Raw genomic sequence first — 17683 nt, 5'->3', positions numbered from 1 at the left:
CTGTCGCGCGCGCCCGGACTGGACAGTGCGGGTAGTGTCCTACGGGATATGAGCACTAAGCCTTCCTCCCCCAGTCCCGCCGGAGGGCGCAAGCCCCGCGTCGCGGTCGTCTTCGGCGGCCGCAGCTCCGAGCACGCCATTTCCGTCGTCACCGCCGGCAGCGTCCTGCGCGCGCTGGACCGGGACGCGTACGAGGTGCTGCCGATCGGCATCACCCATGACGGCCGGTTCGCGCTCACGACCGACGAGCCCGAGCGGATGGCCATCACCGAGGGCAAGCTGCCCGACGTGGACCAGCTGGCCGAGTCCACCGAGGGCCAGGTGAACCTGCCCGCGAGCCCCGTCACCCGCGACGTGGTCTACGCCGAGCCCGGCGCGGTGCCGAAGGCGCTGGGCGAGGTCGACGTCGTGCTGCCGCTGCTGCACGGCCCGTGGGGGGAGGACGGCACGCTTCAGGGCCTGCTGGAGCTGTCCGGTGTGCCGTACGTGGGCTCGGGCGTGCTGTCCAGCTCGGTCGGGATGGACAAGGAGTACACCAAGCGGGTGCTCCAGGCCTTCGGTCTGCCCGTCGGCCCCTACACGGTGATCCGGCCGCGCGAGTGGGCCACCGAGGCCGGGCGTGCGGCGGCGGTCGCGCGCGTCGACGAGCTCGCGTACCCGGTGTTCGTGAAGCCGGCCCGGGCCGGCTCCTCCATCGGCATCACCAAGGTCGACGACCCGGCCGAGCTGGTCCGCGCGATCGAGTTCGCCCGCGAGCACGACCCGAAGGTGATCGTGGAGCAGGGCGTGAAGGGCCGCGAACTGGAGTGCGGCGTGCTGGAGTTCGAGGACGGACCGCGGGCCAGCCTGCCGGCCGAGGTGCTCGTCGGCGAGGGCTTCGAGTTCTACGACTTCGAGGCCAAGTACATCGACTCCAGCGACGTGCAGATCCCCGCGAAGCTCGACGCCGACGAGCTCGCCCGCCTCCAGGAGCTCGCCGTCCAGGTCTTCGAGGCGCTCTCCTGCGAGGGCCTGGCCCGCGTCGACGTCTTCCTCCAGGAGAACGGCGAGTACGTCGTCAACGAGATCAACACCATGCCGGGCTTCACGCCGATCTCGGCGTTCCCCAAGATGTGGGAGGCCTCCGGCATCGCCTACCCGCAGCTGGTCGACCACCTGCTGAAGGCAGCCCTGCGCCGTTCCACCGGCCTGCGGTAGCCGTCAGCTCAGGAGGCCACGCGCCGGAGGCGCTACGCGCAGGAGAACTTGCGGTCCCCGTCGAGCGGGCTCGCCTTGGCCACCGCCCCGGCGAGCTCGCTCAGCGGCGCCTGGCGGCCGGAGTACGCGCTCGGGACGTGGATCTCGACGATCGCCTGGAGGTCCACCGAGGAGAAGGTGAAGCTGTTGTCGGCCTGGTCGTGGACCGAGGCCCAGCAGACGCCGCCGACCTCGGCGCCGCTCAGGTTGTCGCCCTCGGGGTTGTAGTCCTTCGAGTGCGGGTCGAGCACGGAGGGCATCGCGGCCCCGCAGCGCAGCGTCACCGCGGGGTCGCCCCAGGCCGCGGTGTTCGGGCTGCCGGGGGAGGTGTCGCGGCGGGCGAGGCCCATCAGCGTCTGCGGCAGGGCCTTCTGCAGCGCCGCGCACTGCTGCGTCACGGCTCCCGTGGTGGTCGGAGCCGCGACGGACACGCTGCCGCTCCCGCCACCGCCGCAGGCGGTCAGCAGGAGGGCGGTTGCTGCGGTCAGCGCGAACGGCGCGGCGATCCTGGTCACCCCGAGATGCTAACGGGGAGCTACAAGTGCACCACCGGGCAGGTCAGGGTCCGGGTGATCCCCTCCACCTGCTGGATCTGGGCCACGACCAGCTTGCCCAGGTCGTCCACGGTCTCCGCCTCGGCGCGGACGATCACGTCATAGGGCCCGGTGACGTCCTCCGCCTGGACCACACCGGTGATGCGGGAGATGACTTCCGCGACGTTGGACGACTTGCCGACTTCTGTCTGGATGAGGATGTAGGCCTGTACCACGGTGGACCTCCGGCGGCTCGGATCGGGGATCTTGCGCAGGTTGTGGTTCCCCGACTGTGACGAAGGAAACGGGGGAAACGGGGAAACCGCCACGCTATCGTCCCCCGTCGTCTGCCGGGAGACCTCCTGCACCGCCGCAGGGCGTACGCTGCGCGCGTGAGGCGCATGCGTGCGCGCCCGCGACGACAGTGTGACCAGAGTGCCTCAAGGACAGTCAGACGAGATCCGGAAGGAAACCCATGCAGGTCGGCGAGCTCGGTGAGTTCGGACTGATCCGGGAGCTGACCTCCCGGCTGCCGCAGACCTCGGCCGTGGAGCTCGGTCCGGGCGACGACGCGGCCGTCGTCGCCGCGCCCGACGGACGGGTCGTGGCCACCACCGACGTGCTGCTGGAGGGCCGCCACTTCCGCCGGGACTGGTCCACCGCCTACGACGTGGGCCGCAAGGCGGCCGCGCAGAACCTCGCCGACGTCGCCGCGATGGGCGCGGTCCCGACGGCGCTGCTGCTGGGCTTGGTCGTCCCCGCCGAACTGCCGGTCACCTGGGCGCTGGAGCTGATGGACGGCCTGCGCGACGAGTGCCAGGTCGCGGGTGCGGCCGTGGTCGGCGGCGACGTGGTGCGCGGCGAGGCGATCACCGTCTCCATCACCGCGCTGGGCGACCTCCAGGGCCGCCGCGCGGTCACCCGCTCCGGGGCCCGCCCCGGCGACCGGGTCGCCGTCACCGGCTGGCTCGGCTGGTCCGCGGCCGGGTTCACCGTTCTGTCCCGCGGCTTCCGCTCCCCGCGCGCGTTCGTCGAGGCGCACCGGCGTCCCGAGCCTCCGTACCACGCCGGCCCGTCCGCTGCCGTGCTCGGCGCGACGTCGATGATCGACGTCAGCGACGGCCTGGTCGCCGACCTGGGCCATGTCGCCGAGGCCAGCGGCGTCCACATCGACCTGCACGCGGCGGACTTCGACATCCCCGCGCAGATGGCCGACATCGGCCAGGCGGTCGGCGTCGACCCGCTGCTGTGGGTCCTCTCCGGCGGCGAGGACCACGCGCTGGTCGCCACCTTCCCGCCCGACACCCAGCTGCCGTCCCGCTGGCGGGTCGTCGGCGAGGTGACCCGCCCGGCGAGCCTGTCCGGCACCGGCCGGGTCACGGTCGACGGGGCGGCGTGGGACCGCACCGGCGGCTGGGACCACTTCGGCGCGCAGGCGTAACACAAGGGTGGGGCGAAGCGTCCCTTTTTCTGCATAGGCTTCCCTTATGCGAATCGGCGTGCTGACGAGCGGCGGGGACTGTCCGGGCCTGAACGCGGTGATCCGCTCGGTGGTGCACCGAGCGGTCACCGAACACGACGACACCGTGATCGGCGTCCAGGACGGCTTCCTCGGCCTCATCGAGGGCCGCGCCCGTCCGCTCGCCCTGGACGCCGTCACCGGCATCCTCACCCGCGGCGGCACCGTCCTCGGCAGCGCCCGCGTGGCCCGCGAGCGCATGCGCGAGGCGGTCGCGGGCGCCGAGCAGTTGGCTGCCGCCATCGGCATCGACGCCCTCATCGCCATCGGCGGCGAGGGCACGCTGACCGCGGCCCGGATGTTCAGCGAGGCGGGCCTGCCGGTCGTCGCCGTCCCGAAGACCATCGACAACGACATCGACGCCACGGACGTGACCTTCGGTCACGACACCGCGGTCTCTGTCGCCACCGAGGCCATCGACCGCCTGAAGACCACGGCCGAGTCCCACCAGCGGGTGATGGTCGTCGAGCTGATGGGTCGCCACACCGGGTGGATCACCCTGCACGCCGGGATGGCCGGAGGCGCGCACGGCATCCTCATCCCGGAGCGGCCCTTCGACGTCGAGACGGTCTGCTGCATGGTCGAGGAGCGGTTCTCGCGCGGCAAGAAATTCGCCATCGTCGCGGTCGCCGAGGGCGCGCAGCCGGCCCCCGGCACGATGCGGTTCGCCCACGGCGGTACGGACGCCTTCGGACACCAGACCTTCGGCGGCATCGGCTCGCGCCTGGCGGGCGAGATCGCCCAGTGGATCAACAAGGAGTCCAAGCCGGTCATCCTCGGCCACATCCAGCGCGGCGGCACGCCCACGGCCCAGGACCGCGTCCTGGCCACCCGCTTCGGCTGGCACGCGGTCGAGGCCGTCCACAAGGGCGCCTACGGCCACATGACCGCGCTGCGGGGGACCGAGATCCACCTCGTCCCGATCGCGGAGGCGGTGGCGCAGTTGAAGAGGGTCCCGGAGGACCGCTGGACCGAGGCGGAGGCGGTTCTGTAGGGGCGGACGCCGCCCCTGAGGTCGTGCACCGACCTGCGGGAGCGAAGCCTAAGGTGGGGGCATGTCATCTGTCTCCACCACATCCGCTCCGCCCCGTGTGCTGACCATCGCGGGTTCCGACTCCGGCGGGGGCGCCGGGATCCAGGCCGATCTCAAGACCATGCTCGCCCTCGGGGTGCACGGCATGAGCGTCGTCGCCGCCGTGACCGCGCAGAACTCCGTCGGGGTGCAGGGGTACTGGGAGCTGCCCGTCGAGGCGGTCGTCGCCCAGTACCGGAGCGTCGTGGACGACATCGGCGTGCAGGCCGTGAAGACGGGGATGCTGGCGAGCGCCGAACTCGTGGAGGCCGTGGCCGGGCTGCTCGCGGAGCGGCCCGCGCCGGTCGTGGTGGACCCGGTCGGGGTGAGCAAGCACGGGGACGCGCTGCTCGCGGCCTCGGCGGTCAGCGTCCTGCGGGACCGGCTGCTGCCGCAGGCGACCGTGGCGACCCCCAACCTGCACGAAGTGGCGCAACTCACGGGCATCGAGGTGACCCGCGAGGGCGAGCTCTCCGACGCGGCGAAGGCCGTGCAGGACCTCGGGCCCGAGTGGGCGCTGGTCAAGGGCGGGCATCTGGAGGGCGACGCGGTCGACCTGCTGCGCGGGCCCGACGGGAGCGAGACGCTGTTCCGCGCGCCGCGGCACGACAACCGGCACACCCACGGCACCGGCTGCACGCTGGCCAGCGCCGTCGCGTCCTACCTGGCGCTGGGCCTGGACGTTCCCGCCGCCGTCGCCGCCGCGAAGGAGTACATCACCGGCGCGATCGAGGGCGGCTTCGCGCTCGGCACGGGCATCGGCCCGGTCGACCACGGCTGGCGCTTCCGGCAGTAGTAGAAGCAAGAAGCACGAGAAGCAGGAGAAGGGCAAAGCGAAGGGCCGGTCCACCCGGAGGTGGACCGGCCCTTGCGAAGCCGGAGGGGCAGCCGCCGCGTCAGCGGGAAACCTTGCCGGCCTTGATGCACGAGGTGCACACGTTGAGCCGCTTCGGCGTACGCCCGATCACAGCGCGGACCGTCTGGATGTTGGGGTTCCAACGACGACGGGTACGGCGGTGCGAAAAGGAGATGTTGTTGCCGAAGCCCGGCCCCTTGCCGCAGACGTCGCAGTTGGCAGCCACGGGAGTCACTCCAAAGACTTCAGATGCACTAACGGATCCAACCCCGAGGCGCGAACGCCGCGACAGCGGCTCGCACAGCTGTCCTGGGGGGTGGCCTGGAAGGATTCCAGGCAACCGGAGCAGCATACATCCGCTGACTCCGTAGAACGAAACTACCATGACGTGCCAGTGAACCCCGCATCGCCTCCGGGAGAGCGGCCGTGAGCGGGCTGCGCCGCCCGAGCGGCCCGATCGGGCGATAGCCTGCGGGGGAAGCAGCGAACACGAGGAGAAGACCCGGTGCCGCACACCCTCGACGCAGCGGCCGTGCGCGCCTGGTGCCGGCTCTCCCTGGCCGCCCTGGGCCAGGCGCGTGAGGAGATCGACGCGCTGAACGTCTACCCGGTGCCCGACGGTGACACCGGGACCAACCTCTACCTCACCGTCGAGTCCGCCGCCCAGCAGGTCGAGGCGCTGTTCACAGCGGGCGTGCCGGCCGGCGACGGCAGCGGCGGCGGCCCCGACCTGGAGACCGCCCTGCGCGCGATGGCGCACGGCGCGCTGATGGGGGCGCGCGGCAATTCGGGCGTGATCCTCTCGCAGCTGCTGCGCGGCGTCGCCGCGTCCGTCGGATCCGGTCCCTGCGACGCGGCCGCGCTGCGCCGCGCGCTGCGGCGGGCCGCCGACGCGGGGTACGAGGCGGTGGCCGTGCCCGTCGAGGGAACCGTGCTGACCGTCGCCGCCGCGGCCGCCGACGCCGTCGAGACGCTGCCCGAGGCGACCGGTCTCTCCGCCGTCGCGGAGGCCGCGTTCGACGCCGCGGGAACCGCCCTCGCGCTCACCCCGCAGCAGCTGGACGTGCTCGGCCGCGCGGGCGTCGTCGACGCCGGGGGACGCGGCCTGGTCGCCGTCCTCGGCGCGCTGGCCGACGCGGTCAGCGGCCAGTCCCCGATGGGACCGCTGGCGCTGGCCACCCCCCGCGCCACCATCGTGTCGACCGTGTCGACGCAGCCGGAGCGGCCCCGCGCCGCGGACGACCCGGACGGTCCCGCCTACGAGGTCGTCTACCTGCTCGACGCGCGCGACGAGGCCGTGCCGGGGCTGCGCGCCCGGCTCGGCGTCCTCGGCGACTCGCTCGTCGTCAGCGGCGGCGAGGGGCTGTGGAACGTGCACGTGCACGTCGACGACCCCGGCGCGGCCGTCGAGGCGGGCATCGACGCGGGACGCCCGCACCGGATCAGGATCACGCACTTCGCCTCCGCCGCCGCGGAGCAGTCGGCCGGTCACCCGGCCCACTTCGGGCAGCTCGACCCGGCGCGCGCGGTCGTCAGCATCGTCCAGGGCGAGGGCATCGCGGGCCTGTGCCGCGAGTGCGGCGCCACCGTGCTGTCCGCCGACCCCGACCGGGCCCCCAGCAGCGCCGAGATCGCGGCCGCGATCCGGCGCGCCCACGCGCGCGAGGTGGTGCTGCTGCTCAACGACGCCGAACTGCGCGCCGCGGCCGGCGTCGCCGCCGACCAACTGCGCGACGAGGGCGTCCGGGTCGCGGTCATCCCCACCCGCTCGCCCGTCCAGGGCCTCGCGGCGCTCGCCGTGCACGAGCCGGGCCGGCGCTTCGACGAGGACGTCGTCGCGATGACCTCCGCCGCCGGCGCCACCCGCTACGCGGAGCTGGCCGTCGCCGAGGGGGAGTCGTGGACCATGGCCGGGGTCTGCCAGGCCGGGGACGTGCTCGGCCTCATCGACGGCGACGTGGCCGTCATCGGCGACGCCGCCGAGATGGTCGCCACGGCCGCCACCGTGCTGGGCCGGATGCTCGCGGCCGGCGGCGAGATGGTGACGCTGATCGTCGGCGAGGACGCCGTGCCGGGCCTCGCGGACGCGCTCGTCGCCCATCTGCGGCGCACCAACCCGGTGGTGGACGCCGTCGTCTACGAGGGCGGCCAGGGCGCGGCGCCGCTCGTCGTCGGCGTCGAGTGACACGCCCTTTGCCCGGAGCTGTCCGACCGATGGTGCATCGTTGATCCTGTGTCCGCTCCCCAGTCCCCCCTCGACGAACCGCTGAAGAAGCTCCTCCCCTCCGGCGCCAAGCAGCTCGCGGAGGGGCTGGACCTGCACACCGTCGGCGATCTGCTGCACCACTTCCCGCGCCGCTACAACGAGCGCGGCGAGCTGACCAGCCTGGACTCGCTCGAACTCGACGAGCACGTCACCGTGGTCGCGCGGATCGAGAAGTGCACGCTGATCCCGTTCCGCGGGCGCAAGGGCGACCGGCTGGAGGTGGTGGTCACCGACGGCCGCGGCCGCCTCTCGCTGACCTTCTTCAACCAGCGTTGGCGCGAGAAGGACCTGCGCCCCGGCCGCAGCGGCATGTTCGCCGGCAAGGTCGGCGTCTTCAACCGCACCCGGCAGCTCACCAACCCGGACTACGAGCTCTTCGGCGACGGCGACGATCCGGACGCGCGGGGGGCCGCCGACCGTTTCGCGGGGCGGCTGATCCCCGTCTACCCGGCCACCGCCAAGGTCCCGTCCTGGCGGCTGGCCCTGGCCGTCGACGTCGTCCTCGACCAGATGACGTGGGACGAGGTCCCCGACCCGGTCCCCGCCTCGCTGCTCGCCGAGCGCGGCCTGATCCCGCTGCGGCAGGCGTTGGAGCAGATCCACCGCCCGCGCAACCACGCCGAACGCCTCGCCGCGCAGGCGCGGCTCAAGTGGGACGAGGCGTTCGTGCTCCAGGTCGCCCTCGCCCGCCGCCGCGCCGACGACGCCGCCCGCCCCGCCGTCGCCCGCGAGCCGCGCAGCGGCGCGCTGCTGGACGCCTTCGACGCGAAACTGCCCTTCACGCTGACCGATGGTCAGCAGCGGGTCTGCGCCGAGATCTTCGCCGACCTCGCCACCGAACACCCCATGCACCGCCTGCTCCAGGGCGAGGTCGGCTCCGGCAAGACCCTCGTCGCCCTGCGCGCCATGCTCGCCGTCGTGGACGCCGGAGGCCAGGCCGCGATGCTCGCCCCGACGGAGGTGCTGGCCCAGCAGCACCACCGCTCCATCGTGGAGATGATGGGCGAACTGGCCGAGGGCGGGATGCTCGGCGGCGCCGAGCACGGCACCAAGGTCACGCTGCTGACCGGCTCCATGGGCGTCCCGGCCCGCCGGCAGGCGCTGCTGGACCTCGTCAGCGGCGAGGCCGGGATCGTCATCGGCACGCACGCGCTGATCGAGGACAAGGTGCAGTTCCTCGACCTCGGTCTGGTCGTCGTCGACGAGCAGCACCGCTTCGGCGTCGAGCAGCGTGACGCGTTGCGGGCCAAGGCCGAACGGCCGCCGCACCTGCTGGTCATGACGGCCACGCCGATCCCGCGCACGGTCGCCATGACGGTCTTCGGCGACCTGGAGACCTCCGTCCTGGACCAGCTCCCGGCGGGCCGCTCGCCCATCTCCTCGCACGTCGTCCCGGCGCTCGAACGCCCCAACTTCCTCGCCCGCGCCTGGGAGCGGATCCGCGAGGAGGCCGGCAAGGGCCACCAGGCGTACGTCGTCACCCCGCGCATCGGGGACGAGGAGGACGAGAAGGCGCTGAAGAAGGCGGCCAAGGAGGCCGCCAAGGAGGGCGACGACCGCCGTCCGCCGCTGGCCGTCCTCGACGTCGCCGAGGAGTTGCGCGGGGGTCCGCTCGCGGGGCTCCGGGTGGAGGTGCTGCACGGCCGGATGGCCCCGGACGCCAAGGACGAGGTCATGCGGGCCTACTCGGCGGGGGAGGTGGACGTGCTGGTCGCCACCACGGTCATCGAGGTCGGCGTCAACGTCCCCAACGCCACCGTCATGGTCATCATGGACGCGGACCGCTTCGGCGTCTCCCAACTGCACCAGCTGCGCGGCCGCGTCGGCCGCGGCTCCGCGCCGGGACTGTGCCTGCTGGTGACGGACATGCCGGCCGCGTCCGGCGCCCGCCAGCGCCTCGACGCGGTGGCGGACACCCTCGACGGCTTCGAGCTCTCCCGCATCGACCTGGAGCAGCGGCGCGAGGGCGACGTGCTGGGGCAGGCCCAGTCCGGCGTGAAGTCCTCGCTGCGCGTGCTGTCCGTCCTGGAGGACGAGGACATCATCGCGGCGGCCCGGACGGAGGCGACGGCGCTCGTCTCCGCGGACCCCGAACTGACGGACCATCCGGCGCTGCGCAGCGCGCTGGACTCGCTGCTCGGAGCGGAGCGGGCGGAGTACCTGGAGAAGGGCTGACGACCCCTGGAATGTCAGTGCCCCCTGCGAGAATAGAGGTGTTGTGAACGGGGCCTGACCGGCCAAAACAACGTTCTCAGGGGGCACATCCATGGCGTTCCGTCACCTGAACGAGCTGCCGCTCGGTGACAAGGTCTTCCGCATCGAACTCACCAGTGAGGACGACCGCGAGGTCACCCTCACCCTCACCGGCTGGCGCGAGGGCCACGCGTCCGAGCCGATCGCCTCCGGCAAGCTCCGGCTGCCGGTGGAGGACACCGCGTCCCTCCGCATCGCGCTCAACCGCGCGCTGCGGGCCCTCGCCATCGTCGCCGACGTCTCCGAGCCGATCCCGGACCGGGACGTCCTCCGCGAGCTGTACCCGGGCCACGGCGCGCCGTGGGTCCCGCAGCACGAGGAGGAGTTGGTCCGTCGCTTCCACGACGGCGAGACCATAGCCCGCGTGGCGGCCCGCTTCGGCCGCACGCCCGACTCCGTCCGTACCAAGCTGCGCGAGCTGGGCCACGACCCCCGCCGCCCCGAGTACTGCCCGCCCGACGGCTGCCTCTCCTGGAGCCGCTACGCCAGCCCGAGCCTTCTGGGTTCGGTGAGCACGGAGGGGTAGTCGCAACCGCCCAGGGGCGCGAGGCTCTGCTGATGTGCGGCTCCGCCGCGTGGGCGCGACAAGCCACCCACGGAGCTGGTGGTCCGGACGTGCAGGCCCATCCGCACGGGGTGGTGGCCCGCGCAGTTCCTCGCGCCCCCGGGGTGTGCACTAGCGTGAAAGTGCACACCTTTCCGACCAGCAAGGACGCCGACCACATGACCCGCGTGATCGCCGGAGCCGCTCGGGGCCGACGCCTCGCCGTGCCGCCGGGGAACGGTACCCGTCCCACCTCGGACCGGGCGCGGGAAGCGCTCTTCTCCAGTTGGGAGGCGCTGCGCGGCTCCCTCGCGGGCGCGCGCGTGATCGACCTCTACGCCGGCTCGGGGGCCGTCGGGCTGGAGGCGCTCTCCCGTGGCGCCGCCCACACCCTGCTCGTCGAGGAGGACCCGGCCGCCGTCAAGGTGATCCTCGCCAACGTGCGGACGCTCTCCCTTCCGGGCGCCGAGGTCCGTTCCGGGAAGGCCGAGCGGGTCATCGCGGGCGCACCGCCGTCCACCCCGTACGACCTGGTGTTTCTCGATCCGCCCTATGCCGTCGCCGACGCCGAACTGCGGGAGATACTGGTCACACTCAGCTCGGAGGGCTGGCTCGACGGGGACGTGATCGTCACCGTGGAGCGCAGCACCAGAGGCGGCGTCTTCACCTGGCCGGAGGGCTTCGAGGGCCTGCGGGAGCGCCGCTACGGCGAGGCGACCCTTTGGTACGGCCGCGCCGCCGACGGAGCCGGCAAGGAAGCCGGCCTGTGAGCGAGGAGATGACGATGTTCCGCCGTGCCGTCTGTCCGGGGTCGTTCGACCCCATCCACAACGGCCACCTCGACACGATCGAGCGCGCCACGCGCCTCTATGACGTCGTCCACGTCGCCGTCCTGGTCAACCCGTCCAAGAAGGGCATGTTCAGCGTCGACGAGCGGATCGCGATGATCGAGGAGATCACCGCGGACTACGGCAACGTCAAGGTCGAGTCGCACCGGGGGCTGCTCGTCGACTACTGCCGCGAGCGGGACATCCCGGCGATCGTGAAGGGCCTGCGCGCGGTCAGCGACTTCGACTACGAGCTCCAGATGGCCCAGATGAACCACGGCCTGACCGGCGTGGAGACGCTCTTCGTGCCGACCAACCCCACCTACAGCTTCCTCTCCTCCTCGCTGATCAAGGAGGTCGCCACCCTCGGTGGCGATGTGTCCCATCTTGTCCCCGAGCTCGTCCTGCGCAGGCTGACCGAGCGGATCGCCGAACGGCGCTCACAGCCCGCGAACCCGTAGGACTGAGTACAGTTCGTAGCTCCAGTTCCGGCCGGTCCTACTGGTCCGGGCAGCCTCGTGGAAAGCGTGACCCCGGTGGACGTGCAGCAGAAGCTCGACGAGATCACCAAGCTTGTGGAAGGTGCGCGGTCGATGCCGATGTCGGCCTCGATCGTGGTCAACAGGGCGGAGCTGGTGACTCTGCTCACGGAGCTGCGTGAGGAGCTCCCCGGCGAGATCGCCAAGGCGCAGGAGACGGTCCAGTACGGCGACCAGGTCGTCGAGGACGCGCGCCGCGAGGCCGAGCGGGTGGTCGCCGCCGCGCACGACGAGCGGCAGCAGCTCATCAACGGGACCGACTACGTCACCGTGGCCCGGTCCGAGGCGGACCGCCTCCTGGCCGAGGCCCGTGCAGAGGTGTCCGAGCAGCGCCGCGAGGCGGACGACTACGTCGACAGCAAGCTCGCCAACTTCGAGGTCGTGCTGACCAAGACCCTCGGCGCCATCGGCCGCGGCCGCGAGAAGCTGCGGGTCGCGGGCGGCCCGGTCGAGGGCGAGGACGGCGAGGAGTTCACCCAGGACGCGTTCCGCTCGCCCAGCCCCGAGGTGGACGAGTACGTGGACGTGAAGCTCGCCGCGCTGGAGACCGCGCTGAGCAAGACCTTGGAGGCGGTCGGCCGAGGCCGCGACAAGCTGCTGGGCAAGCGGCCCATCGACGAGCTGGGCGCCTACCTGGCCGCCGCCGACGAGGCGGCCGGCATCGAGCAGGGCGACGCCCGCCAGGCCGCCGTCGCCGCCGAGCTGAACCGCCAGGGCATGATGTCCGGGTCCGACCAGCACGGTCAGCACGGCCAGGAGATGCCGCACCCGGACATGCATCCCGACATGCACCCGGAGATGCAGCCGCAGGTCGAGTACTGGCCGCAGCAGGACCCGTACGGCCAGCCGCAGCAGCAGCCCGTCTACGACCCGTACACCGGTGGGTACGTCGAGCAGCAGCCGGTCTACGACCCCTACGCCGGCGGCTACGCCGAACCGCAGCAGCAGCCCGTCTACGACGCGTACGGCCAGCCCGTCCAGCCGGTCCAGCACGCGCAGATCCCGCAGCAGCAGCCGCCGCACTACGCTCAGCAGCAGGAAGTGACCAGCTTCTTCGACACCGGCTTCATCGACGTGTCCAAGCTGCGCGAGTACGGCCAGGGCCACTGATCGTCCGCACCGGAGTTGGGTCGGGGTTCCGGCGTCGGGTATTCTGACCTCTCCGGCTTGATGTGCTGGTATTCGCTGCTGCCCGAAACCGAGCGCAGCGGCCGCCGAAGACCTGAGTGAAGGACAGACCCCTGAACCGCCTCGACCACCGCAACCCGCTCGTGTTCGACACACACGAGCTGGGCCGTCGGCCTGGGGCGATGCGGAAGGTGTCCCGCTCGGCCCCGGCGCCGGCGCACTTCGGCAACGAAGTGATCAGCGTCCCCCAGGGCGCGGACATCGAGCTGGAGCTCCGACTGGAGTCGGTCATCGAGGGGGTGCTCGTCACGGGCACCGCCGAGGCCGACCTCAAGGGGGAGTGCGTACGCTGCCTGGAGCCGATCGAGCGCGAGCTCGACGCGGACTTCCAGGAGCTGTACTACTACCCGGAGGCGGCCGACCGCTTCGGGGGAGTGTCCGAGTCCGACGAGGACGAGGACGACGAGACTTACCGTCTCGAGGGCGACCTGTTCGACCTCGAGCCGGTGCTGCGTGACGCGGTGGTGCTCGCACTGCCGTTGCAGCCGGTGTGCCAGGACGACTGCCTGGGCCTGTGCTCCGAATGCGGAGCACGACTCACGGACGACCCGGACCACCACCATGACGCCGTCGACCCCCGGTGGGCGGCTTTGCAGGGACTCTCGGCCGCATCGACCGCGACCGGTAGTGAAGAGGACAGCGTCACCCGGGAGGGTGCCGCCGAGAACCAGGAGAAGTAGCTGTGGCTGTTCCCAAGCGGAAGATGTCGCGCAGCAACACGCGTCACCGCCGTTCGCAGTGGAAGGCCACTGCTCCCGCGCTCGTGGCGTGCGACCGCTGCCACCAGCCGAAGCTGGGTCACATCGCGTGCCCGAGCTGCGGCACCTACAACCGCCGTCAGGTCCTGTCGGTCTGATCGGCAGGAGAACACCAGATGTCAGCGTCAGCATCCGCTTCGCACGCCGACACCGGGTACAGCGTTCTGGAGGGACGGCTCGGCTACACGCTTGAGCCGTCCCTTCTGACGCGTGCACTGACCCACCGCTCGTACGCGTACGAGAACGGTGGTCTTCCCACGAACGAACGCCTTGAGTTCCTGGGCGATTCGGTGCTGGGCCTGGTGGTGACGGACACCCTGTACCGCGTCCACCCCGACCTCCCGGAGGGGCAGCTCGCGAAGCTGCGCGCCGCGGTGGTCAACTCGCGCGCCCTTGCGGACGTCGCGCGGGGCCTGGACCTCGGCACGTTCATCAGCCTCGGTCGTGGCGAGGAGGGCACCGGTGGCCGGGACAAGTCCTCGATTCTCGCGGACACCCTCGAGGCCGTCATCGGGGCGGTCTACCTCGACCAGGGGCTGGACTGCGCCTCCGAGCTGGTGCACCGGCTCTTCGACCCGCTGATCGAGAAGTCCTCGAACCTCGGCGCGGGCCTGGACTGGAAGACCAGTCTCCAGGAGCTCACCGCGACCGTCGGCATCGGCGTGCCGGAGTACGTCGTCACCGAGTCCGGTCCGGACCACGAGAAGACGTTCATCGCCGCCGCTCGCGTCGGCGGGGAGGACTACGGCACGGGCTCCGGTCGCTCCAAGAAGGAGGCCGAGCAGAAGGCCGCCGAGAGCGCCTGGCACGCCATCCGCGAGAAGCACGGCGACGGAACCGCCCCCGCCGGCGGCTCCGGGGCGTCCACCACCCCCTCCGGCGACGCGTAACCCGGCTAGGCTGCCCGGATGCCTGAGCTTCCCGAAGTAGAGGTCGTCCGGCGCGGCCTTTCCCGCTGGGTCAGCGGTCGCACGGTCCGCTCCGTCGAGGTGCTGCACCCGCGTGCCGTGCGCCGCCATGCGGCGGGGCCGGACGACTTCGCCGCGCAGCTGCGCGGCCGGGAGCTCGGCGCCGCGCAGCGCCGCGGCAAGTACCTGTGGCTGCCGCTGCCCGGCACCGGCGTCTCGCTGCTGGGCCACCTCGGCATGAGCGGCCAGCTGCTGGTCCAGCCCGAGGGGGCCCCCGACGAGAAGCACCTGCGGATCCGGGTGCGCTTCGACGACCCGACCGGCACCGAGCTCCGCTTCGTCGACCAGCGCACCTTCGGCGGCCTCGCCGTCGAGGACGCGGACCCGAGCGACCCGGACGCGGCTCCGATGTCCCTCGCGCACATCGCCCGCGATCCGCTCGACCCGCGCTTCGACGACACCGTCTTCCTCGCCGCGCTGCGCCGCCGCAGCAGCGGCGTCAAGCGCGCCCTGCTCGACCAGTCGCTGATCAGCGGCGTCGGCAACATCTACGCCGACGAGGCGCTGTGGCGCAGCAGGCTCCACTACGACCGCCCGGCCGACACGCTGACCCGCCCGGCGTCCCAGCTGCTGCTCGCCTCCGCCCGCGCGGTGATGTCCGAGGCCCTCGCCCAGGGCGGCACCAGCTTCGACAGCCTCTACGTCAACGTCAACGGCGAGTCGGGCTACTTCTCCCGCTCCCTCGACGCCTACGGCCGCGAGGGCGAGGCCTGCAACCGCTGCGGTACGCCGATGCGCCGCGCGTCGTGGATGAACCGCTCGAGCTACTTCTGCCCCAAGTGCCAGCGGCTTCCACGGGTGCGATGACCCGTCAGCGCGGTGACCTCCGGCCCGCCTGACCCCGCGTCGGAAAACGCTCCGTCGCCGGTGAGAGACTTGCGCGCATGAGTGCAGAGGTACGGATGACCGCCTGGGTGCGCGGACGGGTGCAGCAGGTCGGCTTCCGTTGGTGGACGCGGTCCCGGGCGCTGGAGATCGGGCTGCGCGGCTACGCCTCGAACCTGGGGGACGGGCGGGTCCAGGTCGTCGCGCAGGGCACCCGCGAGCAGTGCGAGCAGCTGCTCGACCTGCTGCGCCACGGCGACACGCCCGGCCGCGTGGACGGTGTCACCGAATTGTGGGGCACTGCTGAGAGCGACTACGAGGGCTTCGCGATCCGCTGAGCGCACACCGGTGCGACGTGGTTCCACCCGGTCGGTCCATCAGGGATTTCCCGCGTGTTGCGCTTCTCGCCCTCGCGTGGTTGACTGCGCACCAACGAAGTCGCCGAGACACGCAGCGTGACCACACCGCCGCCCATGCCGGACGACTCAGGTAGCACGCTGTGATCGTGTTGACCGTCTGCGCGTTTGGTGAGACGCTGGAAACCCGCGCACCCGTACGTCCGCTCAGGGCTGATCGGCCCCGTACAGCCTTGCTCGGGCGAGCGCTCCGGTGCGGCCCACCTCACACGACCTCACTTCGCGGTCGGTCACTCAGCGTGGAGGACCATACATCATGGCAAAGGCGCTTCTCGGTTACGTCGGCGGACCCGACCCCCGACTGCTCGCCGAGATGCGGCGTCTCCAGCAGCGTGTCCAGGACCTGGAATCCGAGCTTGTCCGTATCCAGGCCGAGAACGACGCGTTGCAGGCCGTCGCGGACCACGAGCAGTTGCTCCGCATGGACGCAGCCCAGGCGGTGCTGGCCTGAACCTGACCTTTCCGCGTGGTCAGGAACAGTCGGCATCGTCACTGGATAGTGCAAGGGACGCCTCCTGGGCGTCCCTTCGTCGTTCCCGGCTCCCCGTTCGTCCCCGCATCGTTGACCCCTCAACCGGTAGATGCCCGTGACTCACACGGATGAAACCGAGCCGTCACCGGGCTCGGACGGCATCGGCGGTTAGGGTGTCCCCGAAAGGGACAGGAGGTCGGGGCCGGTGCATCTGAAGAGCCTCACGCTGCGCGGGTTCAAGTCCTTCGCCTCCGCGACCACGCTGCGCTTCGAGCCGGGCATCACCTGCGTCGTCGGTCCCAACGGCTCGGGCAAGTCCAATGTCGTGGACGCGCTCAGCTGGGTCATGGGCGAGCAGGGCGCGAAGTCGCTGCGCGGCGGCAAGATGGAGGACGTCATCTTCGCCGGCACGACCGGCCGCGCCCCCCTCGGGCGCGCGGAGGTCGCGCTCACCATCGACAACACCGACGGCGCGCTGCCGATCGAGTACGCCGAGGTCACCATCTCGCGGACGATGTTCCGCAACGGCGGCAGCGAGTACGCCATCAACGGCGACACCTGCCGGCTCCTCGACATCCAGGAACTGCTCTCCGACTCCGGCATCGGCCGGGAGATGCACGTCATCGTCGGCCAGGGCCAGCTCGACTCAGTCCTGCACGCCGACCCCATGGGCCGCCGCGCCTTCATCGAGGAGGCGGCCGGCGTCCTGAAGCACCGCAAGCGCAAGGAGAAGGCGCTGCGGAAGCTGGACGCGATGCAGGCCAACCTGACCCGCGTCCAGGACCTCGTCGGAGAGCTGCGGCGGCAGCTCAAGCCGCTCGGCCGGCAGGCCGCGATCGCCCGGCGCGCGGCGGTGATCCAGGCCGACCTGCGCGACGCGCGACTGCGGCTGCTCGCCGACGACCTGGTGACGCTGCGCAAGGCGGTCGAGGAGGAGATCGCCGACGAGATGGCGCTCCGGCTGCGGCGCAGCGGCGTCGAGCAGGAGCTGGCAGGTCTTCAGCAGCGCGAGGCGGTGCTGGAGGCGCAGGTCGCGCAGCTCGGCCCGGCGGTGGAGCTGGCCCAGCAGACCTGGTTCGACCTCTCGTCCCTGGCGGAGCGGGTCCGCGGCACGATCGGGCTGGCGGAGGCCAAGGTCCGGCACGCCCGCACCCCGCAGGGGGAGGAGCGGCGCGGCCGCGACCCCGAGGACATGGAACGCGAGGCGGCTCGCATCCGCGAGCAGGAGGCGGAGCTGGCGGAGGCGCTGGAGGAGGCGCAGTACGCGCTCGCGGAGACGGTGGAGCGCCGCGCCGAGCTGGAGCGCGAGCTCCAGGCGGAGGAGCAGGCGCTCCGCGCCGCGGCGCGCGCCCTGGCCGACCGGCGGGAGGGGCTGGCCCGCCTCCAGGGCAAGGTCGCGGCGGCGCGGTCG

The 17683-nt window shown here is 71.9% G+C and carries 20 protein-coding genes; 17 read left to right on the top strand and 3 right to left on the bottom strand.

Annotated elements, in window-relative coordinates; genetic code table 11:
- The first annotated feature begins 48 nt into the window (after positions 1-48).
- Positions 49-1197 carry a D-alanine--D-alanine ligase family protein gene (locus TR50_RS37005; protein ID WP_042432880.1) on the top strand — a complete coding sequence of 383 codons (1149 nt, stop codon included), beginning with the start codon at positions 49-51 and terminating at the stop codon, positions 1195-1197.
- Between the two features lie 32 nt (positions 1198-1229).
- Here TR50_RS37005 and TR50_RS37000 read toward each other — a convergent pair whose 3' ends face one another.
- Positions 1230-1751: a DUF3515 domain-containing protein gene (locus tag TR50_RS37000; RefSeq protein WP_052441768.1), complete on the bottom strand. Its 522-nt coding sequence runs from the start codon at positions 1749-1751 to the stop codon at positions 1230-1232.
- A 20-nt stretch (positions 1752-1771) separates the two neighbouring features.
- Positions 1772-2005: an Lrp/AsnC family transcriptional regulator gene (locus TR50_RS36995; RefSeq protein WP_042384933.1), complete on the bottom strand. Its 234-nt coding sequence runs from the start codon at positions 2003-2005 to the stop codon at positions 1772-1774.
- Between the two features lie 239 nt (positions 2006-2244).
- Here TR50_RS36995 and TR50_RS36990 point away from each other — a divergent pair, with 239 nt between their 5' ends.
- The 3 genes from TR50_RS36990 (at position 2245) to thiD (ending at position 5156) form a co-directional block, all read left to right on the top strand.
- Positions 2245-3210, top strand: coding sequence for a thiamine-phosphate kinase (locus TR50_RS36990; protein ID WP_042432876.1), 966 nt, complete (start codon positions 2245-2247; stop codon positions 3208-3210).
- A 46-nt stretch (positions 3211-3256) separates the two neighbouring features.
- Positions 3257-4282, top strand: a complete 1026-nt coding sequence (locus tag TR50_RS36985) for an ATP-dependent 6-phosphofructokinase (protein ID WP_042432873.1) — start codon at positions 3257-3259, stop codon at positions 4280-4282.
- 61 nt (positions 4283-4343) lie between these two features.
- A complete protein-coding gene (gene thiD / locus TR50_RS36980) occupies positions 4344-5156 on the top strand; it encodes a bifunctional hydroxymethylpyrimidine kinase/phosphomethylpyrimidine kinase (protein WP_042432871.1) in 813 nt (270 codons plus the stop codon).
- Between the two features lie 100 nt (positions 5157-5256).
- Here the strand turns inward: thiD and rpmB are convergent, their stop codons facing one another.
- Positions 5257-5442: a 50S ribosomal protein L28 gene (gene rpmB, locus TR50_RS44965; protein ID WP_084701635.1), complete on the bottom strand. Its 186-nt coding sequence runs from the start codon at positions 5440-5442 to the stop codon at positions 5257-5259.
- A gap of 279 nt (positions 5443-5721) precedes the next feature.
- Between rpmB and TR50_RS36975 the strand changes: the two genes are divergently transcribed.
- The 13 genes from TR50_RS36975 to TR50_RS36915 form a co-directional block, all read left to right on the top strand.
- Entirely contained in the window at positions 5722-7401 is a 1680-nt protein-coding gene (locus TR50_RS36975; protein WP_042432868.1) for a DAK2 domain-containing protein, read from the top strand.
- 48 nt (positions 7402-7449) lie between these two features.
- Entirely contained in the window at positions 7450-9657 is a 2208-nt protein-coding gene (gene recG, locus TR50_RS36970) for an ATP-dependent DNA helicase RecG (protein ID WP_042432865.1), read from the top strand.
- 91 nt (positions 9658-9748) lie between these two features.
- On the top strand, positions 9749-10261 hold the full coding sequence (locus TR50_RS36965) for a hypothetical protein (RefSeq protein ID WP_042432862.1): 513 nt from the start codon (positions 9749-9751) through the stop codon (positions 10259-10261).
- Between the two features lie 197 nt (positions 10262-10458).
- Positions 10459-11049, top strand: coding sequence for a 16S rRNA (guanine(966)-N(2))-methyltransferase RsmD (gene rsmD / locus TR50_RS36960; protein WP_042432921.1), 591 nt, complete (start codon positions 10459-10461; stop codon positions 11047-11049).
- Between the two features lie 14 nt (positions 11050-11063).
- Positions 11064-11567 carry a pantetheine-phosphate adenylyltransferase gene (gene coaD / locus TR50_RS36955; RefSeq protein WP_042432917.1) on the top strand — a complete coding sequence of 168 codons (504 nt, stop codon included), beginning with the start codon at positions 11064-11066 and terminating at the stop codon, positions 11565-11567.
- A gap of 75 nt (positions 11568-11642) precedes the next feature.
- A complete protein-coding gene (locus TR50_RS36950) occupies positions 11643-12755 on the top strand; it encodes a hypothetical protein (RefSeq protein ID WP_042432914.1) in 1113 nt (370 codons plus the stop codon).
- A 116-nt stretch (positions 12756-12871) separates the two neighbouring features.
- Entirely contained in the window at positions 12872-13513 is a 642-nt protein-coding gene (locus TR50_RS36945) for a YceD family protein (RefSeq protein WP_439654272.1), read from the top strand.
- Between the two features lie 2 nt (positions 13514-13515).
- Positions 13516-13689, top strand: a complete 174-nt coding sequence (gene rpmF / locus TR50_RS36940) for a 50S ribosomal protein L32 (RefSeq protein WP_042373744.1) — start codon at positions 13516-13518, stop codon at positions 13687-13689.
- Between the two features lie 18 nt (positions 13690-13707).
- Positions 13708-14481, top strand: a complete 774-nt coding sequence (rnc, locus tag TR50_RS36935; RefSeq protein ID WP_042432860.1) for a ribonuclease III — start codon at positions 13708-13710, stop codon at positions 14479-14481.
- Positions 14482-14499: 18 nt separating this feature from the next.
- Positions 14500-15366: a bifunctional DNA-formamidopyrimidine glycosylase/DNA-(apurinic or apyrimidinic site) lyase gene (gene mutM / locus TR50_RS36930; RefSeq protein ID WP_042432856.1), complete on the top strand. Its 867-nt coding sequence runs from the start codon at positions 14500-14502 to the stop codon at positions 15364-15366.
- Between the two features lie 77 nt (positions 15367-15443).
- On the top strand, positions 15444-15722 hold the full coding sequence (locus tag TR50_RS36925; protein ID WP_042432853.1) for an acylphosphatase: 279 nt from the start codon (positions 15444-15446) through the stop codon (positions 15720-15722).
- A gap of 334 nt (positions 15723-16056) precedes the next feature.
- Positions 16057-16251, top strand: coding sequence for a hypothetical protein (locus tag TR50_RS36920; protein WP_042373738.1), 195 nt, complete (start codon positions 16057-16059; stop codon positions 16249-16251).
- A 226-nt stretch (positions 16252-16477) separates the two neighbouring features.
- The coding region (locus tag TR50_RS36915) for a chromosome segregation SMC family protein (protein WP_042432908.1) at positions 16478-17683 on the top strand (1206 nt) is incomplete at its 3' end.

Origin of the sequence: Streptacidiphilus anmyonensis, assembly GCF_000787855.1 — a bacterium.
Classification (GTDB): Bacteria; Actinomycetota; Actinomycetes; order Streptomycetales; family Streptomycetaceae; genus Streptacidiphilus; species Streptacidiphilus anmyonensis.
This window is presented reverse-complemented; position numbering and strand designations above follow the sequence as displayed.